Annotated in this window: 23 protein-coding genes; 14 read left to right on the top strand and 9 right to left on the bottom strand. The window is 72.2% G+C overall.

What is annotated here, in order from left to right:
• Positions 1–47: 47 nt before the first annotated feature.
• Positions 48–917, bottom strand: coding sequence for a hypothetical protein (locus tag ACFVHV_RS01805; RefSeq protein ID WP_380348082.1), 870 nt, complete (start codon positions 915–917; stop codon positions 48–50).
• 190 nt (positions 918–1,107) lie between these two features.
• Between ACFVHV_RS01805 and ACFVHV_RS01800 the strand changes: the two genes are divergently transcribed.
• Positions 1,108–3,747 carry a valine--tRNA ligase gene (locus ACFVHV_RS01800; RefSeq protein WP_380348080.1) on the top strand — a complete coding sequence of 880 codons (2,640 nt, stop codon included), beginning with the start codon at positions 1,108–1,110 and terminating at the stop codon, positions 3,745–3,747.
• A 312-nt stretch (positions 3,748–4,059) separates the two neighbouring features.
• Positions 4,060–4,584 (top strand): hypothetical protein, encoded by a 525-nt coding sequence (locus ACFVHV_RS01795; protein WP_359908168.1) that lies wholly within the window; start codon positions 4,060–4,062, stop codon positions 4,582–4,584.
• Positions 4,585–4,623: 39 nt separating this feature from the next.
• Here ACFVHV_RS01795 and ACFVHV_RS01790 read toward each other — a convergent pair whose 3' ends face one another.
• The 3 genes from ACFVHV_RS01790 to ACFVHV_RS01780 form a co-directional block, all read right to left on the bottom strand.
• Positions 4,624–6,168 carry a chitinase gene (locus ACFVHV_RS01790; RefSeq protein ID WP_380348078.1) on the bottom strand — a complete coding sequence of 515 codons (1,545 nt, stop codon included), beginning with the start codon at positions 6,166–6,168 and terminating at the stop codon, positions 4,624–4,626.
• Positions 6,169–6,333: 165 nt separating this feature from the next.
• Positions 6,334–7,479: a non-hydrolyzing UDP-N-acetylglucosamine 2-epimerase gene (gene wecB, locus ACFVHV_RS01785; RefSeq protein ID WP_359908162.1), complete on the bottom strand. Its 1,146-nt coding sequence runs from the start codon at positions 7,477–7,479 to the stop codon at positions 6,334–6,336.
• Positions 7,480–7,531: 52 nt separating this feature from the next.
• Positions 7,532–8,965, bottom strand: a complete 1,434-nt coding sequence (locus tag ACFVHV_RS01780; RefSeq protein WP_359908159.1) for a glycosyltransferase family 2 protein — start codon at positions 8,963–8,965, stop codon at positions 7,532–7,534.
• A 184-nt stretch (positions 8,966–9,149) separates the two neighbouring features.
• Between ACFVHV_RS01780 and ACFVHV_RS01775 the strand changes: the two genes are divergently transcribed.
• From ACFVHV_RS01775 to rodA, 8 genes are all read left to right on the top strand, one after another.
• The gene (locus ACFVHV_RS01775) at positions 9,150–10,541 is read left to right on the top strand and encodes a bifunctional folylpolyglutamate synthase/dihydrofolate synthase (protein ID WP_380348076.1); all 1,392 of its coding nucleotides are present in this window, start codon (positions 9,150–9,152) and stop codon (positions 10,539–10,541) included.
• A 1-nt stretch (position 10,542) separates the two neighbouring features.
• Positions 10,543–10,893 carry a DUF4233 domain-containing protein gene (locus tag ACFVHV_RS01770; RefSeq protein ID WP_359908156.1) on the top strand — a complete coding sequence of 117 codons (351 nt, stop codon included), beginning with the start codon at positions 10,543–10,545 and terminating at the stop codon, positions 10,891–10,893.
• 108 nt (positions 10,894–11,001) lie between these two features.
• On the top strand, positions 11,002–11,415 hold the full coding sequence (gene ndk, locus ACFVHV_RS01765) for a nucleoside-diphosphate kinase (protein WP_359908153.1): 414 nt from the start codon (positions 11,002–11,004) through the stop codon (positions 11,413–11,415).
• Between the two features lie 365 nt (positions 11,416–11,780).
• Positions 11,781–12,806 carry a rod shape-determining protein gene (locus tag ACFVHV_RS01760; protein ID WP_049648984.1) on the top strand — a complete coding sequence of 342 codons (1,026 nt, stop codon included), beginning with the start codon at positions 11,781–11,783 and terminating at the stop codon, positions 12,804–12,806.
• Positions 12,807–12,921: 115 nt separating this feature from the next.
• Entirely contained in the window at positions 12,922–13,893 is a 972-nt protein-coding gene (mreC, locus tag ACFVHV_RS01755) for a rod shape-determining protein MreC (RefSeq protein WP_359908150.1), read from the top strand.
• Positions 13,894–13,896: 3 nt separating this feature from the next.
• Positions 13,897–14,535, top strand: a complete 639-nt coding sequence (mreD, locus tag ACFVHV_RS01750; RefSeq protein ID WP_359908147.1) for a rod shape-determining protein MreD — start codon at positions 13,897–13,899, stop codon at positions 14,533–14,535.
• Positions 14,536–14,586: 51 nt separating this feature from the next.
• The gene (gene mrdA, locus ACFVHV_RS01745) at positions 14,587–16,887 is read left to right on the top strand and encodes a penicillin-binding protein 2 (protein WP_359908144.1); all 2,301 of its coding nucleotides are present in this window, start codon (positions 14,587–14,589) and stop codon (positions 16,885–16,887) included.
• Positions 16,884–18,083 carry a rod shape-determining protein RodA gene (rodA, locus tag ACFVHV_RS01740; protein ID WP_359908141.1) on the top strand — a complete coding sequence of 400 codons (1,200 nt, stop codon included), beginning with the start codon at positions 16,884–16,886 and terminating at the stop codon, positions 18,081–18,083. Before mrdA ends, rodA begins: the two co-directional genes overlap by 4 nt.
• A gap of 88 nt (positions 18,084–18,171) precedes the next feature.
• Here rodA and ACFVHV_RS01735 read toward each other — a convergent pair whose 3' ends face one another.
• Both ACFVHV_RS01735 and ACFVHV_RS01730 read right to left on the bottom strand, forming a co-directional pair.
• Positions 18,172–18,603: a hypothetical protein gene (locus tag ACFVHV_RS01735; protein ID WP_380348072.1), complete on the bottom strand. Its 432-nt coding sequence runs from the start codon at positions 18,601–18,603 to the stop codon at positions 18,172–18,174.
• A 154-nt stretch (positions 18,604–18,757) separates the two neighbouring features.
• Positions 18,758–19,081 (bottom strand): ArsR/SmtB family transcription factor, encoded by a 324-nt coding sequence (locus ACFVHV_RS01730; protein WP_380348070.1) that lies wholly within the window; start codon positions 19,079–19,081, stop codon positions 18,758–18,760.
• Positions 19,082–19,231: 150 nt separating this feature from the next.
• On the opposite strand from ACFVHV_RS01730, the gene ACFVHV_RS01725 reads away from it, so the two are divergent.
• Entirely contained in the window at positions 19,232–20,212 is a 981-nt protein-coding gene (locus ACFVHV_RS01725; protein WP_359908134.1) for an LLM class F420-dependent oxidoreductase, read from the top strand.
• A 13-nt stretch (positions 20,213–20,225) separates the two neighbouring features.
• Here ACFVHV_RS01725 and ACFVHV_RS01720 read toward each other — a convergent pair whose 3' ends face one another.
• Both ACFVHV_RS01720 and ACFVHV_RS01715 read right to left on the bottom strand, forming a co-directional pair.
• A complete protein-coding gene (locus ACFVHV_RS01720; RefSeq protein WP_359908131.1) occupies positions 20,226–20,948 on the bottom strand; it encodes a response regulator transcription factor in 723 nt (240 codons plus the stop codon).
• 315 nt (positions 20,949–21,263) lie between these two features.
• A complete protein-coding gene (locus tag ACFVHV_RS01715; RefSeq protein ID WP_359908129.1) occupies positions 21,264–21,917 on the bottom strand; it encodes a nitroreductase family protein in 654 nt (217 codons plus the stop codon).
• Between the two features lie 215 nt (positions 21,918–22,132).
• Here ACFVHV_RS01715 and ACFVHV_RS01710 point away from each other — a divergent pair, with 215 nt between their 5' ends.
• On the top strand, positions 22,133–23,368 hold the full coding sequence (locus ACFVHV_RS01710; protein ID WP_380348067.1) for a serine hydrolase domain-containing protein: 1,236 nt from the start codon (positions 22,133–22,135) through the stop codon (positions 23,366–23,368).
• A gap of 26 nt (positions 23,369–23,394) precedes the next feature.
• Here ACFVHV_RS01710 and ACFVHV_RS01705 read toward each other — a convergent pair whose 3' ends face one another.
• Complete coding sequence (locus ACFVHV_RS01705; RefSeq protein WP_359908123.1) at positions 23,395–23,901, bottom strand: MarR family transcriptional regulator; 507 nt, start codon at positions 23,899–23,901, stop codon at positions 23,395–23,397.
• An 86-nt stretch (positions 23,902–23,987) separates the two neighbouring features.
• On the opposite strand from ACFVHV_RS01705, the gene ACFVHV_RS01700 reads away from it, so the two are divergent.
• Together ACFVHV_RS01700 and ACFVHV_RS01695 are read left to right on the top strand one after the other, a co-directional pair.
• The gene (locus ACFVHV_RS01700) at positions 23,988–24,800 is read left to right on the top strand and encodes a cyclase family protein (protein WP_380348065.1); all 813 of its coding nucleotides are present in this window, start codon (positions 23,988–23,990) and stop codon (positions 24,798–24,800) included.
• 40 nt (positions 24,801–24,840) lie between these two features.
• A complete protein-coding gene (locus tag ACFVHV_RS01695; RefSeq protein WP_359908119.1) occupies positions 24,841–25,680 on the top strand; it encodes a methyltransferase domain-containing protein in 840 nt (279 codons plus the stop codon).
• Positions 25,681–25,750 lie beyond the last annotated feature (70 nt).

Raw genomic sequence — 25,750 nt, 5'->3', positions numbered from 1 at the left:
GCCCCGCACCGGATCCGGTGCGGGGCCCCTCCCGTGTCACGCGCGCGCTACTTGGCGACCTTCATGGCGTCGCGGATCGCCCGGGTCTTCTCCGCGGCCTGGTCCGGGGTGACGCCCTGGCCGCTGTCGCCGCCGGTGCTGCCCAGGCTCATCTTCGTGAAGGTGACCCGGCCGTAGGTGGACTTGTCCGCCCACACGCAGACCGTCGGCCCGGCCTTGCCGGCGATCACGCTGATCACGCCGCAGCTGAGCTTGCCGGCGGAGGCGTGGCTGTCCTTCGCGGGGTAGTCGGTCATCGGCGTGGTCCAGCTGACCCCGCCGCCGTCCTTCTTCGAGTCCGCGATGATCTGGTCCGGGTCGTTGAGGTCGCCGTAGATCCCGATCACCGAGAGCGAGTCCACGTTCTTGACGTCGGTGCCCTTGCCGTAGCTGGCCACCACCGCGTGCAGGTCCTTGCCGACCTTGGAGACCTCGGGCTTGCTCATGTCGGCGGCCTCCTCCTTCGCCGACTTCTGGACGTAGCCGTCCAGCAGCGTCTGCGGGGCGGTGAGCTTGTACTGGCCGCCCGCGTCCTTGCCGCCGAGGAACGACCAGGCGGCGTAGCCGCCGCCGCCCAGCACCAGCGCGCCGACCACCAGCCCGATCACCAGGCCGCCCTTGCCCTTGGGCTGCTGGGGCGGCGGGTAGCCCGGCTGGCCGTACGGCGCCTGCGGCGGCGCGCCGTACGGCTGCGGGGGAGCGCCGTAGGGCTGCTGCGGCGGCTGCCCGTACTGGGGCTGGCCGTACGGGGGCTGGGGTGCGCCGTAGGGCTGCTGCTGCGGCTGGCCGTACTGCGGCGGCTGCCCCCCGTACTGCGGCGGCTGGCCGCCGTAGGGCTGCGGCTGTCCCTGCGGGTACTGCTGTCCCTGGCCGTACATCTGCGTTCGTGCTCCCCCGCCGCACCCGCGGCCTGTCGTGGTGTCCAGTCGTTCCGTGCCCGTCCGGTCCGCCGGACGAGTGCCCGGGCACGCTACCGCACGGTGGCGGACCGGGGCCCGCCCGGGCGCGGCGGGTCCGGGCACCGAAAGCGGTTCGTGACCCTCCCCCCGGTTACGTAAACTGTGCGTCGTGACCGACACGACGAACCAGCGCCCCGTGAGCACCTTTGCCGGGGACGAAGCAGCGACCCTCCCGACGACCTACACCCCCGCGGACGTAGAGGGCGAGCTGTACGAGCGCTGGGTGGAGCGTGGCTACTTCACCGCGGACGCGAAGAGTGACAAGCCCGCCTACACCATCGTCATCCCGCCGCCGAACGTCACCGGCGCCCTGCACCTGGGCCACGCCTTCCAGCACACGCTGATGGACGCGCTGACCCGCCGCAAGCGCATGCAGGGCTACGAGACGCTCTGGCTGCCGGGCATGGACCACGCCGGCATCGCCACCCAGAACAAGGTCGAGCAGCAGCTCGCCGAGTCCGGCCTCTCCCGCCACGACCTGGGCCGGGAGGCCTTCGTCGAGAAGGTCTGGGAGTGGAAGAAGAGCTACGGCGGCCGCATCCTCGGCCAGATGCGCCGCCTCGGCGACGGCGTGGACTGGTCGCGCGAGCGCTTCACCATGGACGAGGGCCTGTCCCAGTCCGTCCAGACCATCTTCAAGCGGCTCTTCGACGACGGCCTGATCTACCGCGCCGAGCGCATCATCAACTGGTGCCCGCGCTGCCTCACCGCGCTGTCCGACATCGAGGTGGAGCACGAGGACACGCCGGGCGAGCTGGTCTCGATCCGCTACGGCGAGGGCGAGGACTCGATCGTCGTCGCCACCACCCGGGCCGAGACGATGCTGGGCGACACCGCGGTGGCCGTCCACCCCGAGGACGAGCGCTACCGGCACCTGGTCGGCCGGACCATCAAGCTGCCGCTGACCGACCGTGAGATCCCGGTCGTCGCGGACGAGCACGTCGACCCGGAGTTCGGCACCGGCGCCGTCAAGGTGACGCCCGCGCACGACCCGAACGACTTCGCCATCGGCCAGCGCCACGGCCTGCCCAACCTGACGGTCATGGACGATCGCGGTGCGATCACCGTGCACGGCCCCTTCCTCGGCATGGACCGGCTGGAGGCCCGTTCGGCCGTCGTCGGCGCGCTGCGCGAGCAGGGCCGGATCGTCGCCGAGAAGCGCCCGTACATGCACGCCGTGGGCCACTGCTCGCGCTGCCACACCGTGGTCGAGCCGCGGCTGTCGCTGCAGTGGTGGGTCAAGGTCGAGCCGCTGGCCAAGGCCGCCGGCGACGCCGTCCGCGACGGCAAGGTGGAGATCCACCCGAAGGAGCTGGAGCGCCGCTACTTCGACTGGGTCGACAACATGTACGACTGGTGCATCTCGCGCCAGCTCTGGTGGGGCCACCGGATCCCGGTCTGGTACGGCCCCGAGGGCGAGGTCGTCTGCGCCGGTCCGGACGAGCAGCCGCCGACCGGCGAGGGCTGGGTCCAGGACCCGGACGTCCTGGACACCTGGTTCTCCTCCGGCCTGTGGCCGTTCTCCACGCTCGGCTGGCCGGAGCGGACCGCGGACCTGGAGAAGTTCTACCCGACCGACGTCCTGGTGACGGGCCACGACATCATCTTCTTCTGGGTCGCCCGGATGATGATGTTCGGCCTGTACGCGATGGACGGCGAGGCGCCGTTCAAGACCGTCGCCCTGACCGGTCTGGTGCGCGACGAGTTCGGCAAGAAGATGTCGAAGTCCTCCGGCACGGCCGTGGACCCGCTGGACTGGATGGACGCCTACGGCGCCGACGCCGTCCGCTTCACCCTGGCCGGCGGCGCCAACCCGGGCGCCGACGTGCCGATCGGCGAGGACTGGGTCAAGGGCTCGCGCAACTTCTGCAACAAGATCTGGAACGCGACCCGCTTCGCGCTGATGAACGGCGCCACCACCGAGGGCGCGCTGCCCGCGCCCGAGGACATGACCGCGGTCGACCGCTGGATCCTGTCGCGGCTGAACGCCACCGTCGCCAAGGTGGACGCGCTGTACGACGACTTCCAGTTCGCCAAGGCGACGGACGCGCTGTACCACTTCGCCTGGGACGAGGTCTTCGACTGGTACGTCGAGCTCTCCAAGACCACCCTGGCCAAGGGCGGCCCGCAGGCGGACGCCTCGCGCCGGGTGCTCGGCGAGGTCCTGGACGTCACGCTGCGGCTGCTGCACCCGGTCGTCCCGTTCGTCACCGAGGCGCTGTGGACGACGCTCACCGGCGCCGAGTCGCTGGTCGTGGCCGCGTGGCCGAAGGACAGCGGCTACCGTGACGAGGCCGCCGAGTCGGAGATCGCCACCCTCCAGCAGGTGGTCACCGAGGTCCGCCGGTTCCGTTCGGACCAGGGCCTCCAGCCCGCGCAGCGCGTCCCGGCCCAGCTGGAGCTGGCCGGCACCGTGCTGTCCGTCCACGAGGACGCGATCCGCTCGCTGCTGCGGCTGACCGTTCCCGAGGAGGGCTTCGCGGCCACCGCCTCGCTGCCGGTCGCCGGTGCCACCGTCGCGCTGGACCTCTCCGGCACCATCGACGTCGCGGCCGAGCGCAAGCGCCTGGCCAAGGACCTCGCGGCCGCCGAGAAGGAGAAGGCCCAGACCACCGCCAAGCTCGGCAACGAGGCGTTCCTCGCCAAGGCGCCGGACGAGGTGGTCGCCAAGATCCGGGGCCGCCAGGAGGCCGCCGAGGCCGACATCGCCCGGATCACCGCCCAGCTCGCGGCGCTGCCGCAGGGCTGAGCCCGGACCGGTCCCCGAGGGGCCGCACACCGCGACACGCGGGGTGCGGTCCCTCGGGCGTTTTTCCGGTGTTCGCTTCCGGAACGGCTACCCGGGTGCTTTCACTACACCAAATAGCCCAGAAACATTGCTCCCTTCCGGCGAATTATCATCCTGCGACCGGGTGAGGTCCTATTCCGAGCGAATTGATTCCGGTCTTGCCCGCGCGGGTTCGCGGAAGTTTGCAGGTCCGCTGTGTACCGTGTGCACGGAGTTTCCGAATGGGCGTTTCCGCTGAGCGTTCCTGCTGAGCGACGGACGGGAGGGCATGGCGTGGTGGTGACCGAGGAGTTGGCCGACGAACTGCCTCTGGAGGCGGTCGAGGAGGCCAAGGCCAGGGCGGCGACCCTGCTGCTCGCGTTCCGGCACGGCAACCAGATCGCGTTCGACCACGAGCTGGACCTGCTGTTCGCCGAGCACGCCGAGCGCGAGGTGACCACCCTGCTCACCTGGATCGCCGCCGAGGCCGTCCGCAAGGCGTACGCCCCCGAGGTCGGCGACAGGGTGCTGCGGGCGATGGCCCGGCGCGCCCCGGAGGACACCGGCGCGGTCGACGTGGACGAGGAGACCGCGAGCGCCGCCCGGCTGATCGAGGCGGTGGCGGCCGGCGAGGTGGCCGAGGTCCGCGGCCTGGTGGCGGCGACGCCGGACACCACCTTCCTGCTCGGCGGCCTGCTGCAGGGCGTCGCGATGATGCTGCCGCTGCTGCCCGACGGTGAACTGGCCGAGATCACGGCCGAGTTGCGCCGTCGGCACGGCGGCGCCGCGCACGTGCCGGAGGCCCGGGCCGGGGTCTGAACCCGGGCCGCCGGCAGCCGGGCAGGCCGGCCGGTCCGGCTACGGCATGGCGTGCAGGTGCGAACCGATGGTGCTCGCGACCGGGTTGCCCGCCTTGGCGTCCCAGTTGGTCGACCAGGTCATCGCGCCGCCGATGCCCGGCCACTTGGTGTCCGGCTTGTAGCTGCCGCAGTTGGTGCCGGAGGCCAGGCAGTCCAGCGCGTTGTTGACCGTGCCGGCGGCGAGGTACCCGCCGCCGGCGGCGCTGGTGGAGGCCGGCACCCCGAGTCCCACCTGCTCGGGGCGCAGCCCGCCCTTGAGCTGGATGCAGGCCAGCGCGGTGAGGAAGTTCTCGGTGCCCTGCGAGTAGACGTTCCCGTCGCAGCCGTTCATCGCGCCGGAGTTGTAGTACTGCATGTTGACGATGGTGAGGATGTCCTTCACGTTCAGCGCCAGTTTGAAGTACTCCATGCCGGTCGACTGCATGTCGATCGTCTGCGGCGCCATGGTGAGGACGAATCCGCTCCCGGCCTTTGCCGCGAGGGCGTGCAGCGCCTGGCCCATGTAGGTGGAGCTGATGCCGTTCTCCAGGTCGATGTCGATCCCGTCGAAGCCGTAGCCCTGCATCAGCGCCCAGGCGGAGTCGGTGAAGTTCGCGGCGGAGGCGGAATCGCCCACCCAGACCGTGCCGTTCTGTCCGCCGATGGAGAGCACCACCCGTTTTCCGGCCGCCCGCTTGGCCGCGATGTCGGCCTTGAACTGGGCGTCGGTGTAGCCGCCGAGGCGGGAGGAGAGGGCGGGGTCGAGGGTGAAGCCCAGACCGCCGCGGGTGGCGGTGGCGTCCGCGAAGGAGACCGCGATGATGTCGTAGGCGGCCGGGACGTCGCTGATCCGCTGGACGGTGGCGCCGTTGTCGAAGTTCTGCCAGTAGCCGGTGAGGATGTGCTTGGGCAGGCCCGGGGGCCTGGTCGGGGTCGACGTCCCGGTGGGGGTGGGGCTGCCGGTGCCCGTGGCGGTGGCCGTCGGGCTCGGCGAGGCGGTGGAGGTGGTGGTGGCGGTCGGGCTCGGGGACGGCTGCGGTCCGCCGGGCCCGAGCAGCGAGACGTCGTCGGCGGCGAAGGCCGGCTGCCCGTACCAGCCGTGCAGGTAGACGGTGACGCTGGTGGTGTTCGGGCCGGTGCTGAAGCCCGTGCTCAGCTGGGTCCAGCCGGTGCCGCCGGGGGTCCAGGTGCTCGGATCGGTGCCGCCGGTGCCGCGGGCGCCCAGGTAGACGTACGAGCCCTGGACCCAGGAGCTCAGGGTGTACGAGGAGGAGGGCTTCACCGCGACGGTCTGGGTGCACTCGCCGGTGTCGCTCCCGCTCGGGGTGGACTGCAGGGCGTACGTGCCGGAGTGCGCGGCGGTGTTCCGGACCGTGGCGCTCGAACAGGTCCAGCCGGACAGGTTCCCGGTCTCGAAGCCGCCGTTGGTGATCAGATCGGTGTCGGCGGCGTGGGCGCCGGTGCCGTCGGCCAGGGCGAGTCCGCCCAGGCCGATGACCAGGGCGCTCGCTCCGGCGAGCAGCGAACGGACGGCGCGCGGGCGCCGGTGTCGGGCAGGTGGCATGACTCCGTCTCCAGTGGGGGAGGCCCGGCGGCGCCTCGTGGGGGAGGAACGCCGTCCGGGGTGTCGATGGTGCGCGTGCGGGAGCTACCGACAACTCAAGTCCCGGTCGGGAACGGAGACTTGCCTCACAAGGTGGAGTAGACCAATTCTGCTGTCAAGGGGGCGTTACGCGGCCAGTGGTGCGGACCCGACCCCGGCCGGCCCGGCGATCGCCGCGGTCAGCGCGGCGATCCGGGCCGAGGCCAGGCCGTCGCCGTACGGGCTCGGGGTGGCCGCCAGCCGGGCGAGCCGCTCGGGGGTGTCGGAGAGCCAGGCGCGGGCCAGGGCGCCCAGCTCCTCGCCGGGCGGCACCAGCGCGGCGAAGCCGGCCGCCACCGCCTCCGGGCGCTCGGTGGAGCGGCGCACCACCAGCAGCGGGCGGCCGAGCACGGTGCACTCCTCCTGCACGCCGCCGGAGTCGGACACCAGCAGGGCCGCGTGGCCCGCCAGGCCCAGGAAGTCGCCGTAGCCGACCGGGCCGGTGACGGCCAGCCGCTCCAGCAGGCCGTCCAGGCCGAAGCGCTCGACGGCGGCCCGGGTGCGCGGGTGCATCGGGAACAGCACCGGGGTGCCGGCCCGGGCGATCCGGTCCAGCTCGGCGAGCACCGCGCCGAGCGCCTCGGCGGTGTCGGTGTTCTCCGGGCGGTGCACGGTGGCCAGCACGTACCCGTCCGGGCGCAGCCCGTGCGCGGCGAGCAGGGTGGCGCGGGCGGCCCCGTCCGGCAGTTGACGGCGGACCACCTCGACGACGGTGTTGCCGGTGAGCTCGATCCGCTCCTCGGCCAGCGACTCGGCGCGCAGGTTGGCGACGTTCTCCCCGGTGGCGGCGCAGAGCAGGTCGGAGACGTGGTCGACCATCACCCGGTTGTGCTCCTCGGGCATCGCCCGGTCGAAGCTGCGCAGCCCGGCCTCGACGTGGACCAGCGGGATCCCCCGGGCGTTGGCGGCCAGCGCCCCGGCCAGGGTCGCGTTGGTGTCGCCCTGGACGACCACGGCCAGCGGGCGGTCCTCGGCGAAGGCGGTGTCCAGCTGGCCCAGCGACCGGGCGATCTGGCCGGCCCGGGGGCGGCCGCCGACACCGGTGAGCAGCTCGGGCTCGGGCAGGTCGAGGTCGCGCAGGAAGCGGCCGGACATCGCCTCGTCCCAGTGCTGGCCGGTGTGCACCAGCCGGGTGGCGTCGCCGAGCTCGTGGATCAGCGGGGCGAGCTTGACCAGCTCGGGGCGGGTGCCGAGGACGACGGCGACGCTGGACGGGGGCAGGCACGTGCTCATGCGGGACTCCGGTGGCGTGGGGGCGGGGCGGCGCGAGGGGAGGGGAGGCGGGTCAGGACTCGAGCGCGGTGGGGGCGCCGACGGCGACCTTCTCGGCGTTGCGGCGGGTCTTGGCCCAGCCGTTGCGGCCGAGCAGCATCCGGACCGCGGCCCGGGTGGCGACCACGAACAGGTGATAGGCGTAGAGCCAGACCAGGACGCCCCAGAGCAGGGCGGTGAGCCGGCTCCGGTCGGGGTGGACGGCCCTGCGGTAGGCGAAGCCCCAGAACACCATCGGCAGGGCGGCGAGCACGAAGGCGAGCAGCATCCACGGGCCGAACCTGAGCTGGAACTCGGCGGTCTCCTCCGGGAAGAGCACCACCCCGGCGCCGGTGATCCCGAGCGAGAGCGGGAGGAGCAGCACCAGCAGGACGCAGACCACCGGCTGGAGGAAGGTGTACAGCACCTCGGCCTTGCCGGACGGGGTGTAGTGCGGGGAGCGCAGCACCCGGCCGGTGTAGCGCAGGCACTGCATGTTGCCCTGGGCCCAGCGGGTGCGCTGGGTGAGGAAGCGGCGCAGCGAGATCAGGCCCTCCTGGGAGACCTGGGCCTCGGTGACGTGGGTGAGCCGCCAGCCGGCCAGCCGCAGGTCGAGGCCGGACTCGTAGTCCTCCAGCAGGGCGCGCTCCGGCCAGGGGCGGCCGGCCCGGCCCTCCTCGGCGGTCAGCGAGTCGAGGGCGGTGAGCCGGACGAACTGGCCGTTGCCGCCGAGGCCGACGCTGCCGGTGCGGCGGCGCAGCAGCTGCATGCCGGTGTTGGTGGCCTGGAACTCGATGTCCTGCATCCGCACCAGTGCGCGGGCCAGGGCGTTGGCGGTCCGGCCGCGGCCGGGCAGCGGGAGTTCGTCGTCGGCGTTGCGCATCCGGACGCCGATCTGGACGGCGCCGGTGTCGGGGCGGCCGAGGGCCTTGGCGCTGCACACCCGGGCGAGGGTGTCCGGGCCGAGCTGTCCGTCGGCGTCGACCACGCCGATCACCACCCGGGAGCGGTCGGTGCCCTCGGGCAGCGAGGTGGAGATCTCCCGGTAGGCGGCGTTGAGGGCGGCGCCCTTGCCGATCCGGGCGTGCGGGCGGCGGCGCTGGACGAGGTGGACCCGCGGGTCGCGGGCCGCGGCGGCGAGCACCAGCTCGCGGGTGGCGTCCTCGCTGTCGTCGTCGATCACCCACAGGTGGGCCTCGGGCGCGCCGGCCCGCAGGCCGTCCAGGGTCTGGGTGACCACGGCCTCCTCGTCGCGGCAGGGGATCACCAGGTGCCACTGGAAGGCGGCGGGGTCGCCGGGCTCGGCGGGGCGGCCGTGCCGGAAGGCGTGCCGGGAGCCCGCCCAGTACACGAGGAAGCGGCCGAAGACCAGGAGCATGTAGCCGACGAGGGCCAGGGAGATCAGTCCGGCGATCCGGACGACGGAGTCCTGGCGAAGCACGATCCATGCGTGCAGGGCGTCGGGCATGGCGAACTGCTCCTAGTGATCAAAGGCTGTTGGCTCCCATTGGTTGCGAATCGATGCTTCATTGCGGTTCAAATCGCCAAATCGATAGTAAAGGGAGAAAAATGGGCGATCACGGCAAAGGATGGGCAAAGTGGTGGTTCTCACCCCGTGAGGAGGACCCGTCGGCGCTCCGTAGACTGTGGTCGTGAGCGACAAGGCCGACCCGAACCCGTACACCATCCGCCCCGCCGACGGCGGCACCGGCGACGCCCTGCGCGACGTCGAGGTGGAGCTCTCCGAACGCTGGCCGGAGAACAAGCTGGAGCCCTCGCTCGACCGGATCGAGGCGCTGATGGACATCCTGGGCCAGCCCCAGCGGTCCTTCCCCTCCATCCACATCACCGGCACCAACGGCAAGACCTCCACCGCCCGGATGGTCGAGCAGCTGCTCAACGCCTTCGAGCTGCGCACCGGCCGCTACACCAGCCCGCACGTGGAGTCCGTCACCGAGCGGATCAGCCTGGACGGCGCCCCGATCAGCCCCGAGCGCTTCGTCGAGGTCTACCGCGACATCGAGCCCTACGTGCGGATGGTCGACGCGGCGCAGCCGGTGCCGATGTCCTTCTTCGAGGTGCTGACCGGCATGGCCTACGCGGCCTTCGCCGACGCCCCGGTGGACGTCGCCGTGGTCGAGGTCGGCATGGGCGGCTCCTGGGACGCCACCAACGTCATCGACGCCGCCGTCGCGGTGATCACCCCGATCGGGCTGGACCACACCGACAAGCTCGGCGGGACCACCGGCGAGATCGCGGTCGAGAAGTCCGGGATCATCAAGTCCGGTGCCGTCGCCGTCGTCGCCCAGCAGCAGCTGGACGCCGCCCAGACCATCCTGCGCCGCGCCGTCGAGGTGGACGCCACGGTCGCCCGCGAGGGCATGGAGTTCGGCGTGATCCGCCGCGAACTCGCCGTCGGCGGACAGCTGGTGACGCTGCGCGGACTCGGCGGCGAGGAGTACGAGGACGTCTTCATCCCGCTGCACGGCGAGTACCAGGCGCACAACGCGGCCCTCGCCCTGGCCGCGGTCGAGGCCTTCTTCGGCGTCGGCGGCCCGCGCGGCGGGCAGCTGGACGTGGACAAGATCCGCCAGGCCTTCTCCGGCGTCTCCTCGCCGGGCCGCCTGGAGGTCGTCCGCCGCAGCCCCACGATCGTCCTGGACGCCGCCCACAACCCGCACGGCGCCCGCGCCACCGTGGCCGCGCTCACCGAGTCCTTCGGCTTCACCCGGCTCGTCGGCGTGATCGGCACCTCCGGGGACAAGGACGTGGCCGGCGTGCTGGAGGCCTTCGAGCCGATCCTGGCCGAGGTCGTCATCACCCAGAACTCCACCCACCGCGCGATGGACGTCGACGCGCTCGCGGCGCTGGCCGTGGAGGTCTTCGGCCCGGACCGCGTCCAGGTCGAGCCCCGGCTCGACGACGCCATCGCCGCCGCCGTCACCCTCGCCGAGGAGGAGGGCGACCTCGGCGGCTCCGGGGTGCTGGTCACCGGTTCGGTCATCACGGTGGGCGAGGCCCGCCTGCTGCTCGGGAGGAAGTGACATGAGGACGCTCTGCTCCTCGACCTTGATCGGCGAAGCGTTGCTGATCCTCTTCGCGGCGCTGGTCGCGGTGCGGCTCACCGACGTCTCCGGTGCGGAGGTGTGGACGGTCAGCGGCATCGCGATGGCGCTGTGCGTCCTGCTCTGCGGCATGATCGACCGCCCCGGCGCGGTGCAGATCGGCTGGGCGCTGCAGATCGGGCTGATCGCCAGCGGCTTCATCCTGCCGACCATGTTCGGTCTCGGCGTGGTCTTCGCCGGCCTGTGGTGGTGCTCGGTGCACTACGGCCGCAAGGTCGACGCGTTCAAGGCCGCCCGGGCCGCCGCGGAGGCCGCCGCAGTACAGGTCTGAGGCCCGGACCGGCGGACCGACACGCCGTGTACGCAAGGTAATCTCTGCCCTGTCGGCGCCTCTTGTCGACCCGACTGTCCGCCGAACCGAATCCCCAGGAGACGCACCGTGTCCCAGCGCACTCTCGTCCTGCTCAAGCCCGACGCCGTCCGCCGCGGCCTGGCCGGCGAGATCATCAGCCGCATCGAGCGCAAGGCCGGCTGGCGGTTCGCCGCCGTCGAGCTGCGCACCTTCGAGCGGGCGACGCTGGAGCAGCACTACGCGGAGCACGTGGGCCGCCCGTTCTACGAGCCGCTGCTGGAGTTCATGACCTCCGGCCCGTCGATCGCGCTGATCGTCGAGGGCGAGGAGGTCGTCAAGGGCATCCGCATGCTGGCCGGCGCCACCAACCCGCTGGAGGCCGGCGCCGGCACCATCCGCGGCGACTACGCGACGATCACCCGCGAGAACCTGATCCACGCCTCCGACTCCCCGGAGTCCGCCGAGCGCGAGATCAAGATCTTCTTCCCCGCACACGCCTGACCCGGACCGGGCGACACGCCCGGCGGGACCAGGGGTGACACACCCCGGGGAAGCGGGTGACGCACCCGCAGGACCTTCGTCCGCCCCGGTCGGGACCATTGGCCCGGCCGGGGCATTCTTATCGTGAAATAGGGAACTGGAGGCGCCGACACGGCGTCCCAATCCTCGGAGATGCGATCACGCCCCGGACAATGGACGGTATGCCCCACGTCTACGTCCGTGCCGCGCGGCGTGACTACGATGGACGCGACTCAAGGGCCCGGTAAGGCAGCTCAGCTGGTCTCCGCCCAAGCGTGGGCGCGCATTCGTCCACCCCCCCATGAACTCCGAGCCCGGGAAGGCACCCACACCCCATGGCGAGCAACCTGTCGTTCATCGGCCGCGACTTGGCGATCGACCTCGGAACAGCCAATACGCTGGTGTACGTCAGGGGCAAGGGCATCGTCCTGAACGAGCCGTCCGTCGTCGCGGTGAACACCAACACCGGTGGGATCCTCGCGGTCGGCGCCGAGGCCAAGAAGATGATCGGCCGCACCCCGGGCAACATCGTCGCCATCCGCCCGCTCAAGGACGGCGTGATCGCCGACTTCGAGATCACCGAGCGGATGCTGCGGTACTTCATCCTCAAGATCCACCGCCGTCGCTACCTCGCCCGCCCCCGCGTCGTGGTCTGCGTGCCCTCCGGCATCACCGGCGTCGAGCGCCGCGCCGTCATCGAGGCCTCCTCGCAGGCCGGCGCCCGCCAGGTGCACATCATCGAGGAGCCGATGGCCGCCGCGATCGGCGCCGGCCTGCCCGTCCACGAGGCCACCGGCAACATGGTCGTCGACATCGGCGGCGGCACCACCGAGGTCGCCGTGATCTCGCTCGGCGGCATCGTCACCGCCCAGTCCATCCGGGTGGCCGGCGACGAGCTGGACAACGCGATCGTCCAGCACATCAAGAAGGAGTACTCGCTGCTCCTGGGCGAGCGCAGCGCCGAGCAGATCAAGATGAGCATCGGCAGCGCCTTCGGCCTGGAGGGCGAGAAGGACGAGCACGCCGAGATCCGCGGCCGCGACCTGGTCAGCGGTCTGCCCAAGACCGTGGTGATCTCCGCCGCCGAGGTCCGCGAGGCCATCGACGAGCCGGTCAACGCGATCATCGACGCGGTCAAGACCACCCTCGACCAGTGCCCGCCCGAGCTGGCCGGCGACGTCATGGACCGGGGCATCGTGCTCACCGGCGGCGGCGCCCTGCTGCGCGGCCTGGACGAGCGGCTGCGCCGCGAGACCGGCATGCCGATCCACATCGCGGAGAACCCGCTCGACTCCGTCGCGCTCGGCTCCGGCAAGTGCGTCGAGGAGTTCGAGGCCCTCCAGCAGGTACTCGACGCCTCGCCGCGTCGTTGACACGTCGCCGCACCACCGGTACCACGCGCCACATCCGACACTCGACTGAACGGGCCGCCGCCCGGGCCCCACAGCCCCGGGCGGCGGCCAGGTACGAAGGGGCAGTACCAGCACCGTGAGGGACACACGAGAGAGCCGGCTGCTGCTCATCCTGCTGGTGGCCGTCGCCTTCGCGCTGATCACCGTGGACATCAAGGGCGGTGAGGACTCCCCGCTCGGCCCGGCCCGGCACGCCGCCGCCAGTGTCCTCGGACCGGTCGAGCGCGGAGCCGCCACCGTCGTGGACCCGGTCGCCGACACCGTCCGCGCCTTCCGGGACGCGGCCACCGACAGCGGCCGCACCGACCAGCTCGCCCGCGAGAACACCGAACTGCGGCAGAAGCTCGCCTCCTCCGACATGGCCACCGGGCGCACCAAGCAGCTGGACGACCTGCTGCGCACCGCCGGCGCCGGCGGCTACACCGTCAAGGCGGCCCAGGTCATCGCGATCGGCCCGGCCCAGGGCTTCTCCTGGACCATCACCATCGACGCCGGCAGCGACGACGGCCTCACCCGCGACATGACGGTGATCAACGGTCAGGGCCTGGTCGGCCGGATCACCACCGTCGCCCCGACCACCGCCACCGTGCTGCTCGCCTCCGACCCCGGCTTCTCGGCCGGCACCCGGCTGGAGGGCACCGGCGAGATCGGCTTCGCCTCCGGCGGCGGCGACAGCCCGATGAAGGTCTCGCTGCTCAACGGCAAGGCCCAGGTCAAGGCCGGCGACCGGCTGGTCACCTTCGGCTCGCAGAGCGGCCGCCCGTTCGTGCCCGGCGTCCCGGTCGGCAAGGTCGTCGAGGTCCAGGCCAACGCCGGCCAGCTGACCAAGACCGTCATGGTCGAGCCCTTCGTCCAGTTCACCCGGCTGGACCTGGTCGGCGTGGTGGTCGTGCCGCCGCGCGCCGACCCGCGCGACGCCGTCCTGCCGCCGGCGCCCGCCGCGGGCCAGCCGGCCGCCGCGCCGGGCCAGGTCCCGGCCTCCGTGCCCGGACAGGTGCCGGCCTCCGCGCCCGCCGCCCCGCCCGCCAAGCCCACTGGGGGGAACTGAGCCATGCGCCTCGCCCGCATCCCCGTCTCCGCCGGCCTCGTCCTGTTCGGCCTGATCCTCCAGGTCAGCGTCTTCGGCCGGCTCCAGCTCCCGGGAGCCACCCCGGACATACTGCTGCTCGTCGTGGTCGGCCTGGCCATGGTCTACGGGCCCACCGGCGGCTGCCTGGTCGGCTTCGCGGGCGGCCTGCTGGCCGACCTCGCACCGCCGTCCGACCACGCGATCGGCCGCTACGCGCTGGTGCTCTGCCTGATGGGCTACGCCGCCGGACTGCTGCGCCCGGACCACGGCCGCCAGCGCTCCGTGGCCGGCTCGCTGCTGGTGGTCGGTGCCGCGGCGGTCGCCTCCACCCTGCTCTACGCGATGGTCGGCGCCCTGGTCGGCGACACCGCGGCCCGGCACGTCGGTCTCGGCGGACTGGTGATCAGCGCCCTGCTCTACGACCTGCTGCTGGCGCCCTTCGTGGTGCCGCTGGTGATGTACCTCGGCCGCCGCTTCGGGCGCGACCCGGTGGCCGCGGCGGACGACGACGAGGGCAGCTCCGGCCTCGGCACCCTGGCCCGCTACCGCACCACCCGCGAGGCCTCGACGGGCCCGTCGTACAAGAAGCGGCGCGTGCCCGGCTTCGTCCGCCGCCCGTAACCGGCCCGGCCCCGACCACCCGACCTCCCCGCATCCTGGAGCGCACGAGACGTGAGCAACATCCCCGAGACCGGACGCACCCGACGGGTGACGATCCGTCTGGTGGTGCTGCAGATCCTGGTGCTGTCGCTGCTCGCCACCCTCGGCGGGCGGCTGTGGTACCTGCAGATCCGCAACGCCAAGGAATACACCGCGAAGGCGACCGGCAACCACATCCGCGAGGTGGTCGAGCCGGCCGTCCGCGGCGAGATCCTGGACGCCTCCGGGCGGGTGCTGGCCGGCAACGAGACCCGGCTGGTGGTCTCGGTCAGCCGCACCTCGCTGCTCCAGCAGAAGGACGGCGGCAAGGCGGTGCTGTCCCGGCTGGCCGAGGTGCTGGGGATGCCCGCCAAGGACGTGCAGGAGAAGGTCCGGCTCTGCGACGCCAAGACCCCGCAGCCGTGCTGGAACGGTTCGCCGTACCAGCCGATCCCGGTCACCAAGGAGGCGACCACCCAGCAGGCGATGCAGATAATGGAGCGCCGCGAGGACTTCCCCGGGGTCACCGCGCAGCCCACCGCCGTGCGCCGCTACACCGGCGCCGAGGGCGCCAACATGGCCCAGGTGCTCGGCTACCTCTCGCCGGTCACCGACGAGGAGGTCAGCAAGACCGCCGGTAGGAGCGGCCTGGACCGCTACCTGCCGGCCGACCAGATCGGGCGGGCCGGCCTGGAGTCGGTGTACGACCGCGACCTGCGCGGCACCGCGGGCATCACCAAGCTGGAGGTGGACAACCTCGGCCGGGTGATCGGCAACGCCGGCACCGTCGCCCCGCAGACCGGCGACAACCTGGTCACCAGCATCGACGCCCGGGTGCAGAAGGTCGTCGAGGACAACCTGGCGCAGGCCATGAACGACGCCCGGAACACCTTCGACAAGGTCACCAACCGCAACTACGAGGCCGACTCCGGCGCCGCCGTGGTGATGGACGTGCACACCGGGCGGATCGTCGCGATGGCGAGCGCCCCGACCTACGACCCGAACCTCTGGGTGGGCGGCATCAGCGGCAAGGACTACCAGTCGCTGACCAGCAAGGACTCCAACTTCCCGCTGCTGAACCGGGCCATACAGGGTCAGTCCGCCCCCGGTTCGACCTTCAAGGTCATCTCCACCACCGCCGCCGTGCAGGCCGGCTACTCGCTGGACGGCCACTACGACTGCCCGAAGAGCATGACCATCGGCGGCCGCGAGTTCAAGAACTTCGAGAGCGAGAACTTCGGCCAGATCTCCCTGGAGAAGGCGCTGGAGGTCTCCTGCGACACCGTCTTCTACGGCCTGGCGTACGACCAGTGGCTGAAGGACGGCGGCATCAAGCCCAAGAAGGAGCCGGGCGACTGGTTCTTCAAGACCGCCCACGAGTTCGGCCTCGGCGCCAAGACCGGCATCGACCTGCCGTCCGAGGTCACCGGCCGGGTGCCGGACCGGCAGTGGAAGCAGTCCTTCTACGACAACAACAAGGACGCCTGGTGCGCCCAGGGGCAGAAGGGCGGCAACAGCTACTCCGACCAGATCGCCCGGGAGAACTGCGTCGACGGCTACCAGATGCGCGCCGGTGACGCCGTCAACTTCGCGATCGGCCAGGGCGACACCCTCGTCACCCCGGTCCAGATGGCCCGGATCTACTCGGCGCTGGCCAACGGCGGCACCTTCTACCGGCCGACCATCGCCAAGGCGGTGATAAGCCCGGGCGGGGACCTCGTCCGCGAGATCGCCCCGCACGAGGACGCCAGGTTCCCCGGCGACGAGAAGCTGCTCAGCTACATCAACCAGGCCACCGAGAGCGTCATCAAGAGCGGCACCGCCGCCTGGAAGTTCAACGGCTGGCCGCAGGACAAGATCACGCTGCACGCCAAGACCGGCACCGCCGAGGTCGAGGGCAAGCAGACCACCTCCTGGCTGACCACGTACAGCAAGGACTACGCCGTCGTCATGACGATAAGCCAGGGCGGCACCGGCTCCGGCGGTTCCGGCGACGCCATCCGCCGGATCTACCAGGCGCTGTACGGCGTGGACGACAAGGGCGGCATCGACACCGGCAAGGCACTGCTGCCCGCGCCGCAGGCCGAGCTGCCGAAGTTCAACCCGGACGGCACCGCGATCATCAAGCCGGTCTCGTACGGCGTCGACGCGGCGCCGGGAGCCCAGGCGCCGGCCGCCGCACCGGCCCCGGCGCTGCTCGACGCGGCCGCCGCGCAGCCGGCCCCCGCGACGGCCTTCCTCGACCGGACGCCGCCCGCCGACCGTCCGGCGTCGTACACCGCGGCCGACGCCGCGCTCGAACCCACGCGCGGACCGGGAAGGGGACGGGCATGACCTCCTACGGCTCGTACCGGCAGCTGCGGCTGGCACCGCAGCGCAGCGGGGTCTCCAAGGCCCTGGCCAAGGACTCCCCGCTCTGGCGGCTGGACTGGATACTGCTGCTGGCCGCGCTGGCCCTCTCGGCCGGCAGTTCGCTGCTGGTCTGGTCGGCCACCCGCGGGCGCGACTCGCTGACCCACGGGGACCCGCAGTACTTCCTGTACCGGCACCTGACCAACTTCGTGGTCGGGCTGGTGCTGTGCTCCGTGGTGATAGCGATAGGGAGCCGGCGCTTCCGCACGATCGTGCCGTTCCTGTACGTCGGCGTGCTCCTGATGCTGCTGGCGACGCTCAGCCCGCTGGGCTCGACCATCAACGGCGCGCACTCGTGGATCCAGCTCGGCGGCGGCTTCTCGATCCAGCCGGCCGAGTTCGCGAAGCTCGCGATCGTGCTGGCGATGGCGGTCGTGCTGTCGGACCAGGTGGACGCGGGGGAGCGGGAGTTCCCCTCGCACCGGGCGGTGTTCCGGGGACTGCTCTGGGCCGGGCTGCCGATGGGCATAGTGCTGCTGATGCCGGACGCCGGCTCGGTGATGGTGATGGCCGCGATCGTGCTGGGCATCCTGCTCGGCTCGGGCGCGGCGAACCGCTGGGTGCTCGGCCTGCTGGTGGCGGGCACCGCCGGGTGCGTGGCGATCTGGAAGTTCGGACTGCTGAGCCAGTACCAGATCGACCGCTTCGCCGCCTTCGCGAACCCGCAGCTGGACCCGAACGGCGTCGGCTACAACACCGCGCAGGCCCGGATCGCGATCGGCTCGGGCGGGCTGACCGGCAAGGGGCTGTTCCACGGCACCCAGACCGTCGGGCAGTTCGTGCCGGAGCAGCAGACCGACTTCGTGTTCACCGTGGCCGGCGAGGAGCTGGGCTTCGTCGGGGCGCTGGCGATCATCGCGCTGGTCGGCGTGATCCTCTGGCGGGCCTGCCGGATCGCCCGGCAGGCGACCGACCTGTACGGGACGATCGTGGCGGCCGGGGTCATCGCCTGGCTGTCCTTCCAGGCCTTCGAGAACATAGGGATGTGCCTGGGCATCATGCCGGTCGCGGGCATCCCGCTGCCGTTCGTCTCGTACGGCGGCTCCTCGATGTTCGCGAACTGGATGGCCATCGGGCTGCTCCAGGCGGTGCGCAGCCAGCGGCCGATAGCGGCCTGAGCGCGCGTCGCGGCGGGGCCGGCCGGGGAGTTCCCGGGCCGGCCCCGCCGTCGTGTCCGGGGCGTTCCCGCGGCCGGCGGCGCCGCGGTCAGGCGGCCGGGAAGCCGATCCGGGCGAGCACGCCCCAGCGCTCGGAGCGCCGGGTGAGCACGTAGACCGAGTCGAAGGAGCCGGTGCGCTCCCCGGCCGCGTCGTAGCGGGCGAAGCGGACCAGGGCGTGCACCTGGTCGGGGGAGGACTGGCTCAGCTCGACGCTCTCCCAGCCGCTGCGGGCCCAGCCGGAGGCGACCAGCAGGGCCAGCTCGGGGGCGGACCGCTCGACGTAGCCGGCCTCGTCCTCCCAGACCGTCACCTCGCCCTCGTGCACCCGGACGTGCGGGTAGTGCAGGGTCCGTGCCCAGGCCGTCAGGTCGCGGCTGTTGAGGGCGTCGAGGAAGGCGTCGAGGGCGGCGCGGGCGGCGGCCTCGTGAGCGGGGGTGTCGTGGGCGGCGGTCTCGTGGGCGCGGGTGTCGGCGGGCACGGCGGACTCCAGGGCGGGCTGCGGACGGCAGGGACGCGGCAAGCCTGGTCCACCGGCGCGCCCGGTGGGGCCGGGCGGGGCCGATTCAGGTCCAAAGGCCGGGGCACAGACCGGTCGTACGGCCGAAGAGCCGCCCCGGGAGTGTCGGGGAGAATCAGTGGGCGCCGGCGGGCTCACGGGTCGCGGCGTCCAGGACGGCGTCCAGCAGGCCGGGGAAGCGCAGGTCGAGGTCGTCCCGGCGCAGCGACATCAGCCGGCGGGTGCCCTCGACCCGGGTGGTGGTGACGCCGGCCTCGCGCAGCACCTTGAGGTGGTGCGAGAGGGTCGACTTGGACAGGGGGACGTCCAGGTCGCTGCAACATTGCTCGTCGACCTCGGACAGGCCCGTCACGATGGAGAGTCGGGCCGGGTCGCTGAGGGCGTGGAAGATGCCGGCGAGCTGGATGGAGTCGGTGGCCGGGTGGCTCGGGGTCCGCATGGCGGCTCCTTGGTCGTCCTGGTCGTGCGATGGATTGTTCGAACTTTGGCGTACTATCCAATCTTAGGCAATGGGGCCGGCCCGCACCGCCGTTCCCGCGGAAGGACACCCGATGAGTGAACGCCGCGAGCGAACCGCCGGGAGGTGCCCGTGGGCCGCTACGGTCTGACGCTCCCGTTGCGCGGCGTCCCGCTGCACCGCCACCGCGCACTGGTCGAGGAACTGCCCGATCTGGGCTACACCGACGTGTGGACCGGGGAGGCGGCGGGCTACGACGGCTTCACCCCGCTGGCGCTCGCCGCGGCCTGGGCGCCCGCGCTGCGGCTGGGCACGGGGGTGGTGCCGGTGCAGACCCGAGGGCCGGCGCTGCTCGCCATGACGGTCGCCTCGCTGGCCGAGGCCGCTCCCGGCCGGGTGGTGGTGGGCGTCGGCTCCTCCGGCCCGCCGTTCGTCACCCGGATCAACGGCATCCCGTTCCAGCATCCGTACCGTCAGGTCCGCGACACCGTGCGGTTCCTGAAGCACGCGCTGGCCGGCCGGACGGTGCGGGGCGCGTTCGACTCCTTCACCATCGAGGGGTACACCCCGGCGCTGCGGCCCGACCCGGTGCCGCCGGTGATGATGGGCGCGCTCGGCCCGCAGATGCTGCGGCTGGCCGGCCGGGAGGCGGACGGGCTGGTGACCAACTTCCTGGCGGCCGCGGACGTACCGCGGGTGCGGGAGGCGATGGGCGAGGAGGGCCGCACCAAGGAGGTGGTGGCCCGGCTGTTCGTCTGCCCGACCAAGGACCGCGACCACGCCCGGTGGCAGGGGCGGCAGTTGCTCGGGCCGATCCTCAACGCCCGGACGTACGGCGGCTTCCACGACTGGCTGGGGCGCGGCGAGGAGCTGGCCGCCTCGCACGCCGCGTGGGCGGCGGGCGACTTCCACGGCGCGTGCGAGGCGGTGCCCGAGCACCTGATCGACGCGCTGCTGATCCACGGCTCCCCGGGGGAGTGCCGGGAGCGGATCGCGCAGTTCGCGGCGGCGGGGGTGGACACGCCGCTGCTGGCGGTGCTGCCGGTGCCGGAGTTCGGCCCCGGGCCGGAGGGGATGCGCGACACGCTGCGGGCCCTGGCCCCGCAGACGTGACGCCGCGCAGCCCCTACCCGGCCGCCCGGTGTCCCGACCGGGCGTAGACCATGGCCTGGGCCCGGCTGCGCACGCGCAGCTTGCCGAGCACGTTGGAGACGTGGAACTTGACGGTCTTCTCGCTGAGGTGGAGCTCGGCGGCCATCTCGGCGTTGGACAGCCCGCCCGCGATCAGGGTGAGCACCTCCTGTTCGCGCGGGGTGAGCAGATGGAGCAGCGGTGGGGTGTGCAGCGGAGGTCCGGGCAGCCGGCGGGCCATCTCGGTGACCACCTCGGCGGTGATCGGCGGGGAGATCAGCGCGTTCCCGGCGGCGACCGCGCGGACCGCGTGCACCATGTCGGACTCGGGCCCGTCGCGCAGGACCAGGCCGCGGGCGCCGGCTCTGAGGTAGTCGAGCATCCGCTCCGGGTCGCCGGGGCGGACCAGCAGGATGACGCCGGGCTGCCCAGCGCCCTGGGCTGTGGTGCCCCGGTCGGAGGTGAGCTTCTTGACCTCGCAGGCCTCCATGCCGGGCATGTCGGCGTCGATGACGACCACGTCCGGGCGTTTGGCGGCGCAGGCCTGGGCGATCCTGGCGGTGGTGGAGAGCTCGGTCAGGGGCTGCAGCCCGGGTGAGCGCTGCAGGATGGTGCGCAGCCCGGTGCGCAGCAGCGGTGAGGCGGCGCAGATGAGCACGCGGACGGTGGGGCCGGTGGGATCGGCGGGGTCGGCGGGGCGGTAGAGGGACAGGCTCATGTTCGTTCTCCTTGCCGTCGAGATTCCGGGACTCCGGGCAGCCGGAATCGGCGGGGTGCGTGGGGGCACCACCGCGGGGGCGGAATCGTGATGATGAGAGGAGATTTCTTTTCCGGCGTCGAGTCGGTGCGCGGTCGGTGCGCGGACGCGGGAGGAGAGTTCAGGGGCGACAGCGGCAGCGGTGCGTCGCACAGTCGGAAGTCGCTTCGGCAGCAAGGCCGTTGACTCGACATTCCCGGAACATGGAAGCCATCCTAAAGATCTGCCTGATCGGTGGTCAAGAACTTCCTGGTGGGCGCGGTGCCACCGGGGGGACTACCAGGCGTCCCAGTGGGCGATCTGCTCGGTGCCGACCCGGGGGCCGGGGCGGAAGTCGGTGCCGATGGTGTGGGCCAGCGGGATCAGCGCGGCCTGCAGGACGGTCTCGTAGGGGATGCCGAGGATCTCGGCCGCCTCGCGCTCGTAGTGCAGGTGCGGGGTGGTCCAGGCGGTGCCGAGGCCGCGGGAGCGGGCGGCGAGCATGAACTGCCAGGTGGCCGGGATGATCGAGCCCCAGGTGTTGGCCTGGCCGACGAAGGAGTCGACCTCGTGCCGGCCCTCGATCCGGACGCAGGGGATCACCAGGACCGGGACCTCGTGCAGGTGGTCGAAGAGGTGCTGGGCGCTCTCGGCGAGCCGGAGCCGGCGCAGCTGGTCGCCGACGGTGCGGTCCACGCCGGTGCCGACCACCTGCTGGCGGGGGCGGACCAGGCCGAGCCGGTAGAGGTCGGCGATCGCGGAGCGCTTGGCGGGATCGGTGACGATCATGAAATCCCAGCGCTGGCGGTTGCGGCCGGTGGGGGCCTGGGTGGCCAGGGCCAGGCACTCCTCGATCAGTTCGCGTTCGACCGGGCGGGTGAGGTCGAGCCGCTTGCGCACCGCCCGGGTGGTGGTGAGGAGTTCGTCGATGGAAAGCGCGAGGGGCGGCATGGGCGGGGCTCCAGCTCCGGTCGGGTCGGAAGGGGGGTGCGGATCCTTCCGGATCCTATTGATGGTTCGAAACTTGCGCAACATTCGAAGTCCAGTGGGTGGAACCGGACGGGATCTCAAGTTCCGCTCTTGTGTGCCGAGTTGATTCTTTCTATGCTTCCACTATCTTCGAACATTCGAAGCATGACGAGAGTGCTCGACCGCGAGAGGACGCCATGTCGCAGATCAAAGTCGAAGTCGAACCGGCCGAGGTCGGGCTGGACCCCGAGCGGCTGCGCCGGATCGACTCCTACCTCCGGGCCTACGTGGACGACGGCCGGCTGCCCGGCTGGCAGCTCGCCGTGACCCGCGGCGGGAAGGTCGCCCACCTCGCCGGATACGGGCACCGCGACGTCGAGAAGGGCCTGCCGCAGGCCCCGGACACCATCTACCGGTCCTGGTCGATGACCAAGCCGGTCACCTCGGTGGCCGCGCTGGTGCTGCTGGAGGAGGGTGCGATCGGCCTCCAGGACCCGGTCTCCCGCTACCTGCCGGAGTTCGCCGACGTCCGGGTCTACCAGCGCGGGCCGGCCTCCCGGCCGGTCACCGTCCCCGCCGCCGAGCCGATCCGGATCGTGCACCTGCTCACCCACACCTCCGGCCTGACCTACGGCTTCCACCGGGCACACCCGGTGGACGAGATCTACACCGCCAACGGCTTCGAGTGGACCACCGCGCCCGGCCTCGACCTCGCCCAGTGCGTCACCAAGTGGGCCTCCTTCCCGCTGCTCTTCGAGCCCGGCACCGCCTGGAACTACGGCGCCTCCAGCGACGTGCTCGGGCGGGTGATCGAGGTCGCCTCCGGCAGGCGGCTGGACGAGTTCCTGGCCGAGCGGGTGCTCGGCCCGCTCGGCATGGCGGACACCGGCTTCCACGTCCCGGCCGACAAGGCCGACCGGCTGGCCGGCTTCTACGTCGTCGACCCGGCGAGCGGGAAGGCCGTCCGCAACGACGCCTTCGGCGGTGACGTGCTGCGCGAGCCGCACTGCCTCTCCGGCAGCTCCGGACTGGTCACCACGCTCGCCGACTACCACCGGTTCAGCCAGATGCTGCTCGGCGAGGGCGAGTACCAGGGCGTACGGGTGCTCGGCCGGCACACCCTGCGGCACGCGCTGCGCAACCACCTGCCCGGCGGCGGGGACCTGAAGAGCGTCGGGCGGCCGGTGTTCTCCGAGATGCCCACCGCCGGGGTCGGCTTCGGGCTCGGCTTCGCGGTGGTGCAGGACCCGGCCGCCGCCGGGGTGCCGGCCAGCGCCGGGGAGTACGGCTGGCACAGCGCCGCGTCCACCATCTTCTGGGTGGACCCGGCGGAGCGGCTGACGGTGCTCTTCCTGACCCAGCTGATGCCCTCCAGTGCGCACCAACTGCACGGACGCCTGCGGCAGTTGGTCAACCAGGCGCTGGTCGGATAACGGGTCCGCCCGCCCCGCTCCGGGGCTCACCCGCCCGGCTGGACGGCGAGGAGCTTGCGGGTCAGCCGGATCAGCGTGTCCCGCTCCTCCGCGGTGAGCGCGGCGAACACCCGGTCCATCATCGGGGCGATGCCCGCCTCCGCCTCGGCCAGGGCCCGCGAACCGACCTCGGTCATGGTGACGGCGTAGGCGCGGCGGTCGCGCGGGTGACGCTCGCGGACGACCAGTCCGGAGCTCTCCAGGCCGTCGATGCAGCCGACCATCACGCTGCGGTCGATCCGCAGCTGCTCGCTCAACTCCTGCTGGGAGCAGGCCCCGACCGCGTCCAGCATCTTCAGCACCAGGTGCTGGGCCACCGTCAGCCGGGCGCCGGTCAGCTCCTCGTCGATGGCCCGGGCGACCACGGTGGTGGCCCGGCAGAGCGCGATGTCCGGGCGCTCCCGGGTGAGCGTCGCGAAGTACTGCCGGCGCTCGCCCCCGTCGTCCGTCCGGCTGGGCGAGGCGAGGCGGGGCGTCCGCGGGGCGGTGGCCATCGGAACTCCTTCTGCGGGCGGGGTCATCAGCATAACGCGTTCAGGAGATTGTTTTTCCGTAGACGTTCTCAAGGAAGGGGAATCCCATGTGCTCACCGGAAACGGTGGCCGGCGCCACCGGCCACACCGCCACCGGGCCCGTCGCCGCCGGGCCCGCCGAGGTCTCGGCGCCGCTCCGGGCCAGAGCCCCGATCAGCCTGCCGCGCGGGGCCGTCCGGGACCTCACCCACGTGGTCGGCCCGGACTGGCCGGTGTTCGAGCTGTACGTCAAGCCGATGGAGATCAAGCGGCTCGCCAACCTCGCCGAGCACGAGTACAACGCCTTCGAGCTCACCTACAACGAGCACATCGGCACCCACCTCGACGCGCCCTCGCACTTCGACGACGACGGCCTGGCCACCCACCAGATCCCGGCCGACACCCTGGTCGCACCGCTGGCCGTGGTCCGGATCGGCGAGCGCGCCGCCCGCGACCACGTCACCGAACTGACCGTCGACGACCTGCTGGCGTGGGAGAGCCGCAACGGCCGCATCCCCGACGGCGCGCTGCTCGCCGTCGACAACGACTGGGCGCACCGGATCGACACCCCCGGCGCCTTCCTCAACCTCGACCCCGCGGAAGGGCTCTACCGCTTCCCCGGGATCTCGGTGGAGGCCGCGCACTTCCTGGTCACCGAGCGCTCGGTGGTGGGCGTCGGCACCGACTCGATCAGCCTCGACCCCGGCACCCGCCCGGCCGACCCGGACACCCATCGGGTGCTGCTGCCGGCCGGCAAGTACGCCATCGAGTGCCTCGCCGGGCTCGACACCGTGCCCGACCTCGGCGCGGTCGCCGTGGTCGGCGCGCCCAAGCACCTCGGCGGGACCGGCGGCCCGGTCCGCGTCCTCGCCTTCGTCTGACCCCCGTCCGCACGCTCGACCGCGATCACAGGAGAAGCCCATGACCGTACAGACCGACTCGGAGTCCGTCTTCGCCGGGGCCACCGGCGAACGCTGGGAGTGGAAGGAGGAGCGCTACCGCGACGGGGTCTTCAGCCACGCCGTGGACACCGAACTGCACCGGCTGCGGCTGCTGGAGTCCGTCCTGGACGAGCACACCCGCAGCCGCTTCCGGGGGCTCGGCCTGCGGGCCGGGCACCGGGTGCTGGAGGTCGGCGGGGGCGGCGGCTCGGTCGCCCGCTGGCTGGCCGAGCAGGGCGCCGAGGTCACCGTGACCGACCTCGACACCACCTTCCTGGACGAACTCGCCGCCGACGGCGTGCGGGTGCTGCGCCACGACGTCTACACCGACGACTTCCCGCCCGCCTCCTTCGACTTCATCCACGCCCGGTACGTGGTGATCCACCTGCCCGACCCGGAGAAGGCGGTGGAGAGGCTGGTCCAGTGGCTGGCCCCGGGCGGGACGCTGGTGCTGGAGGAGCCGGCCTTCTTCCCGATCAAGGACTCGCCGCACCCCGGCTACCGGACCGTGCTGCGGGCCTTCCGCCGCCACCTGGAGACCGCGGTGGGCACCGACACCGAATGGGCGCGCAGCCTGCCGGTGCCGCTGGAGGGCAAGGGGCTGAGCGGCCTCGGCCACGACGCGCGCTTCCAGCTGATCGCCGGCGGGGACGACGAGGCCGAGTGGTGGCGGCTCACCCTGGAGCAGACCCGGCCGGCCGTGGTGGCCGCCGGGCTCGCCACCGAGGAGGACTTCGAGGCGGCGTACCGGGAGCTCGCCGACCCGCGGTTCCGGGACCTCTCCCTCGCGGTCTTCACCGCCTGGGGGAAGCGGGCCTGACGCACCCGCGCACACCGACGGGCCGGTCACCCCTGCGGGGGCGGCCGGCCCGTCGGCGTTCAGTCGGGGC

It is taken from the genome of Kitasatospora sp. NPDC127116 (assembly GCF_042677365.1).
Lineage (GTDB): Bacteria > Actinomycetota > Actinomycetes > Streptomycetales > Streptomycetaceae > Kitasatospora > Kitasatospora lactacystinica.
This window is presented reverse-complemented; position numbering and strand designations above follow the sequence as displayed.

Coding starts and splice junctions, on each gene's coding strand:
- ACFVHV_RS01805 (WP_380348082.1), bottom strand. CDS start 917: ATGTACGGCCAGGGACAGCAGTACCCGCAGGGACAGCCGCAGCCCTAC.
- ACFVHV_RS01790 (WP_380348078.1), bottom strand. CDS start 6,168: ATGCCACCTGCCCGACACCGGCGCCCGCGCGCCGTCCGTTCGCTGCTC.
- wecB (WP_359908162.1), bottom strand. CDS start 7,479: ATGAGCACGTGCCTGCCCCCGTCCAGCGTCGCCGTCGTCCTCGGCACC.
- ACFVHV_RS01780 (WP_359908159.1), bottom strand. CDS start 8,965: ATGCCCGACGCCCTGCACGCATGGATCGTGCTTCGCCAGGACTCCGTC.
- ACFVHV_RS01770 (WP_359908156.1), top strand. CDS start 10,543: ATGAGGACGCTCTGCTCCTCGACCTTGATCGGCGAAGCGTTGCTGATC.
- mreD (WP_359908147.1), top strand. CDS start 13,897: ATGCGCCTCGCCCGCATCCCCGTCTCCGCCGGCCTCGTCCTGTTCGGC.
- rodA (WP_359908141.1), top strand. CDS start 16,884: ATGACCTCCTACGGCTCGTACCGGCAGCTGCGGCTGGCACCGCAGCGC.
- ACFVHV_RS01730 (WP_380348070.1), bottom strand. CDS start 19,081: ATGCGGACCCCGAGCCACCCGGCCACCGACTCCATCCAGCTCGCCGGC.
- ACFVHV_RS01720 (WP_359908131.1), bottom strand. CDS start 20,948: ATGAGCCTGTCCCTCTACCGCCCCGCCGACCCCGCCGATCCCACCGGC.
- ACFVHV_RS01715 (WP_359908129.1), bottom strand. CDS start 21,917: ATGCCGCCCCTCGCGCTTTCCATCGACGAACTCCTCACCACCACCCGG.
- ACFVHV_RS01710 (WP_380348067.1), top strand. CDS start 22,133: ATGTCGCAGATCAAAGTCGAAGTCGAACCGGCCGAGGTCGGGCTGGAC.
- ACFVHV_RS01705 (WP_359908123.1), bottom strand. CDS start 23,901: ATGGCCACCGCCCCGCGGACGCCCCGCCTCGCCTCGCCCAGCCGGACG.
- ACFVHV_RS01700 (WP_380348065.1), top strand. CDS start 23,988: ATGTGCTCACCGGAAACGGTGGCCGGCGCCACCGGCCACACCGCCACC.
- ACFVHV_RS01695 (WP_359908119.1), top strand. CDS start 24,841: ATGACCGTACAGACCGACTCGGAGTCCGTCTTCGCCGGGGCCACCGGC.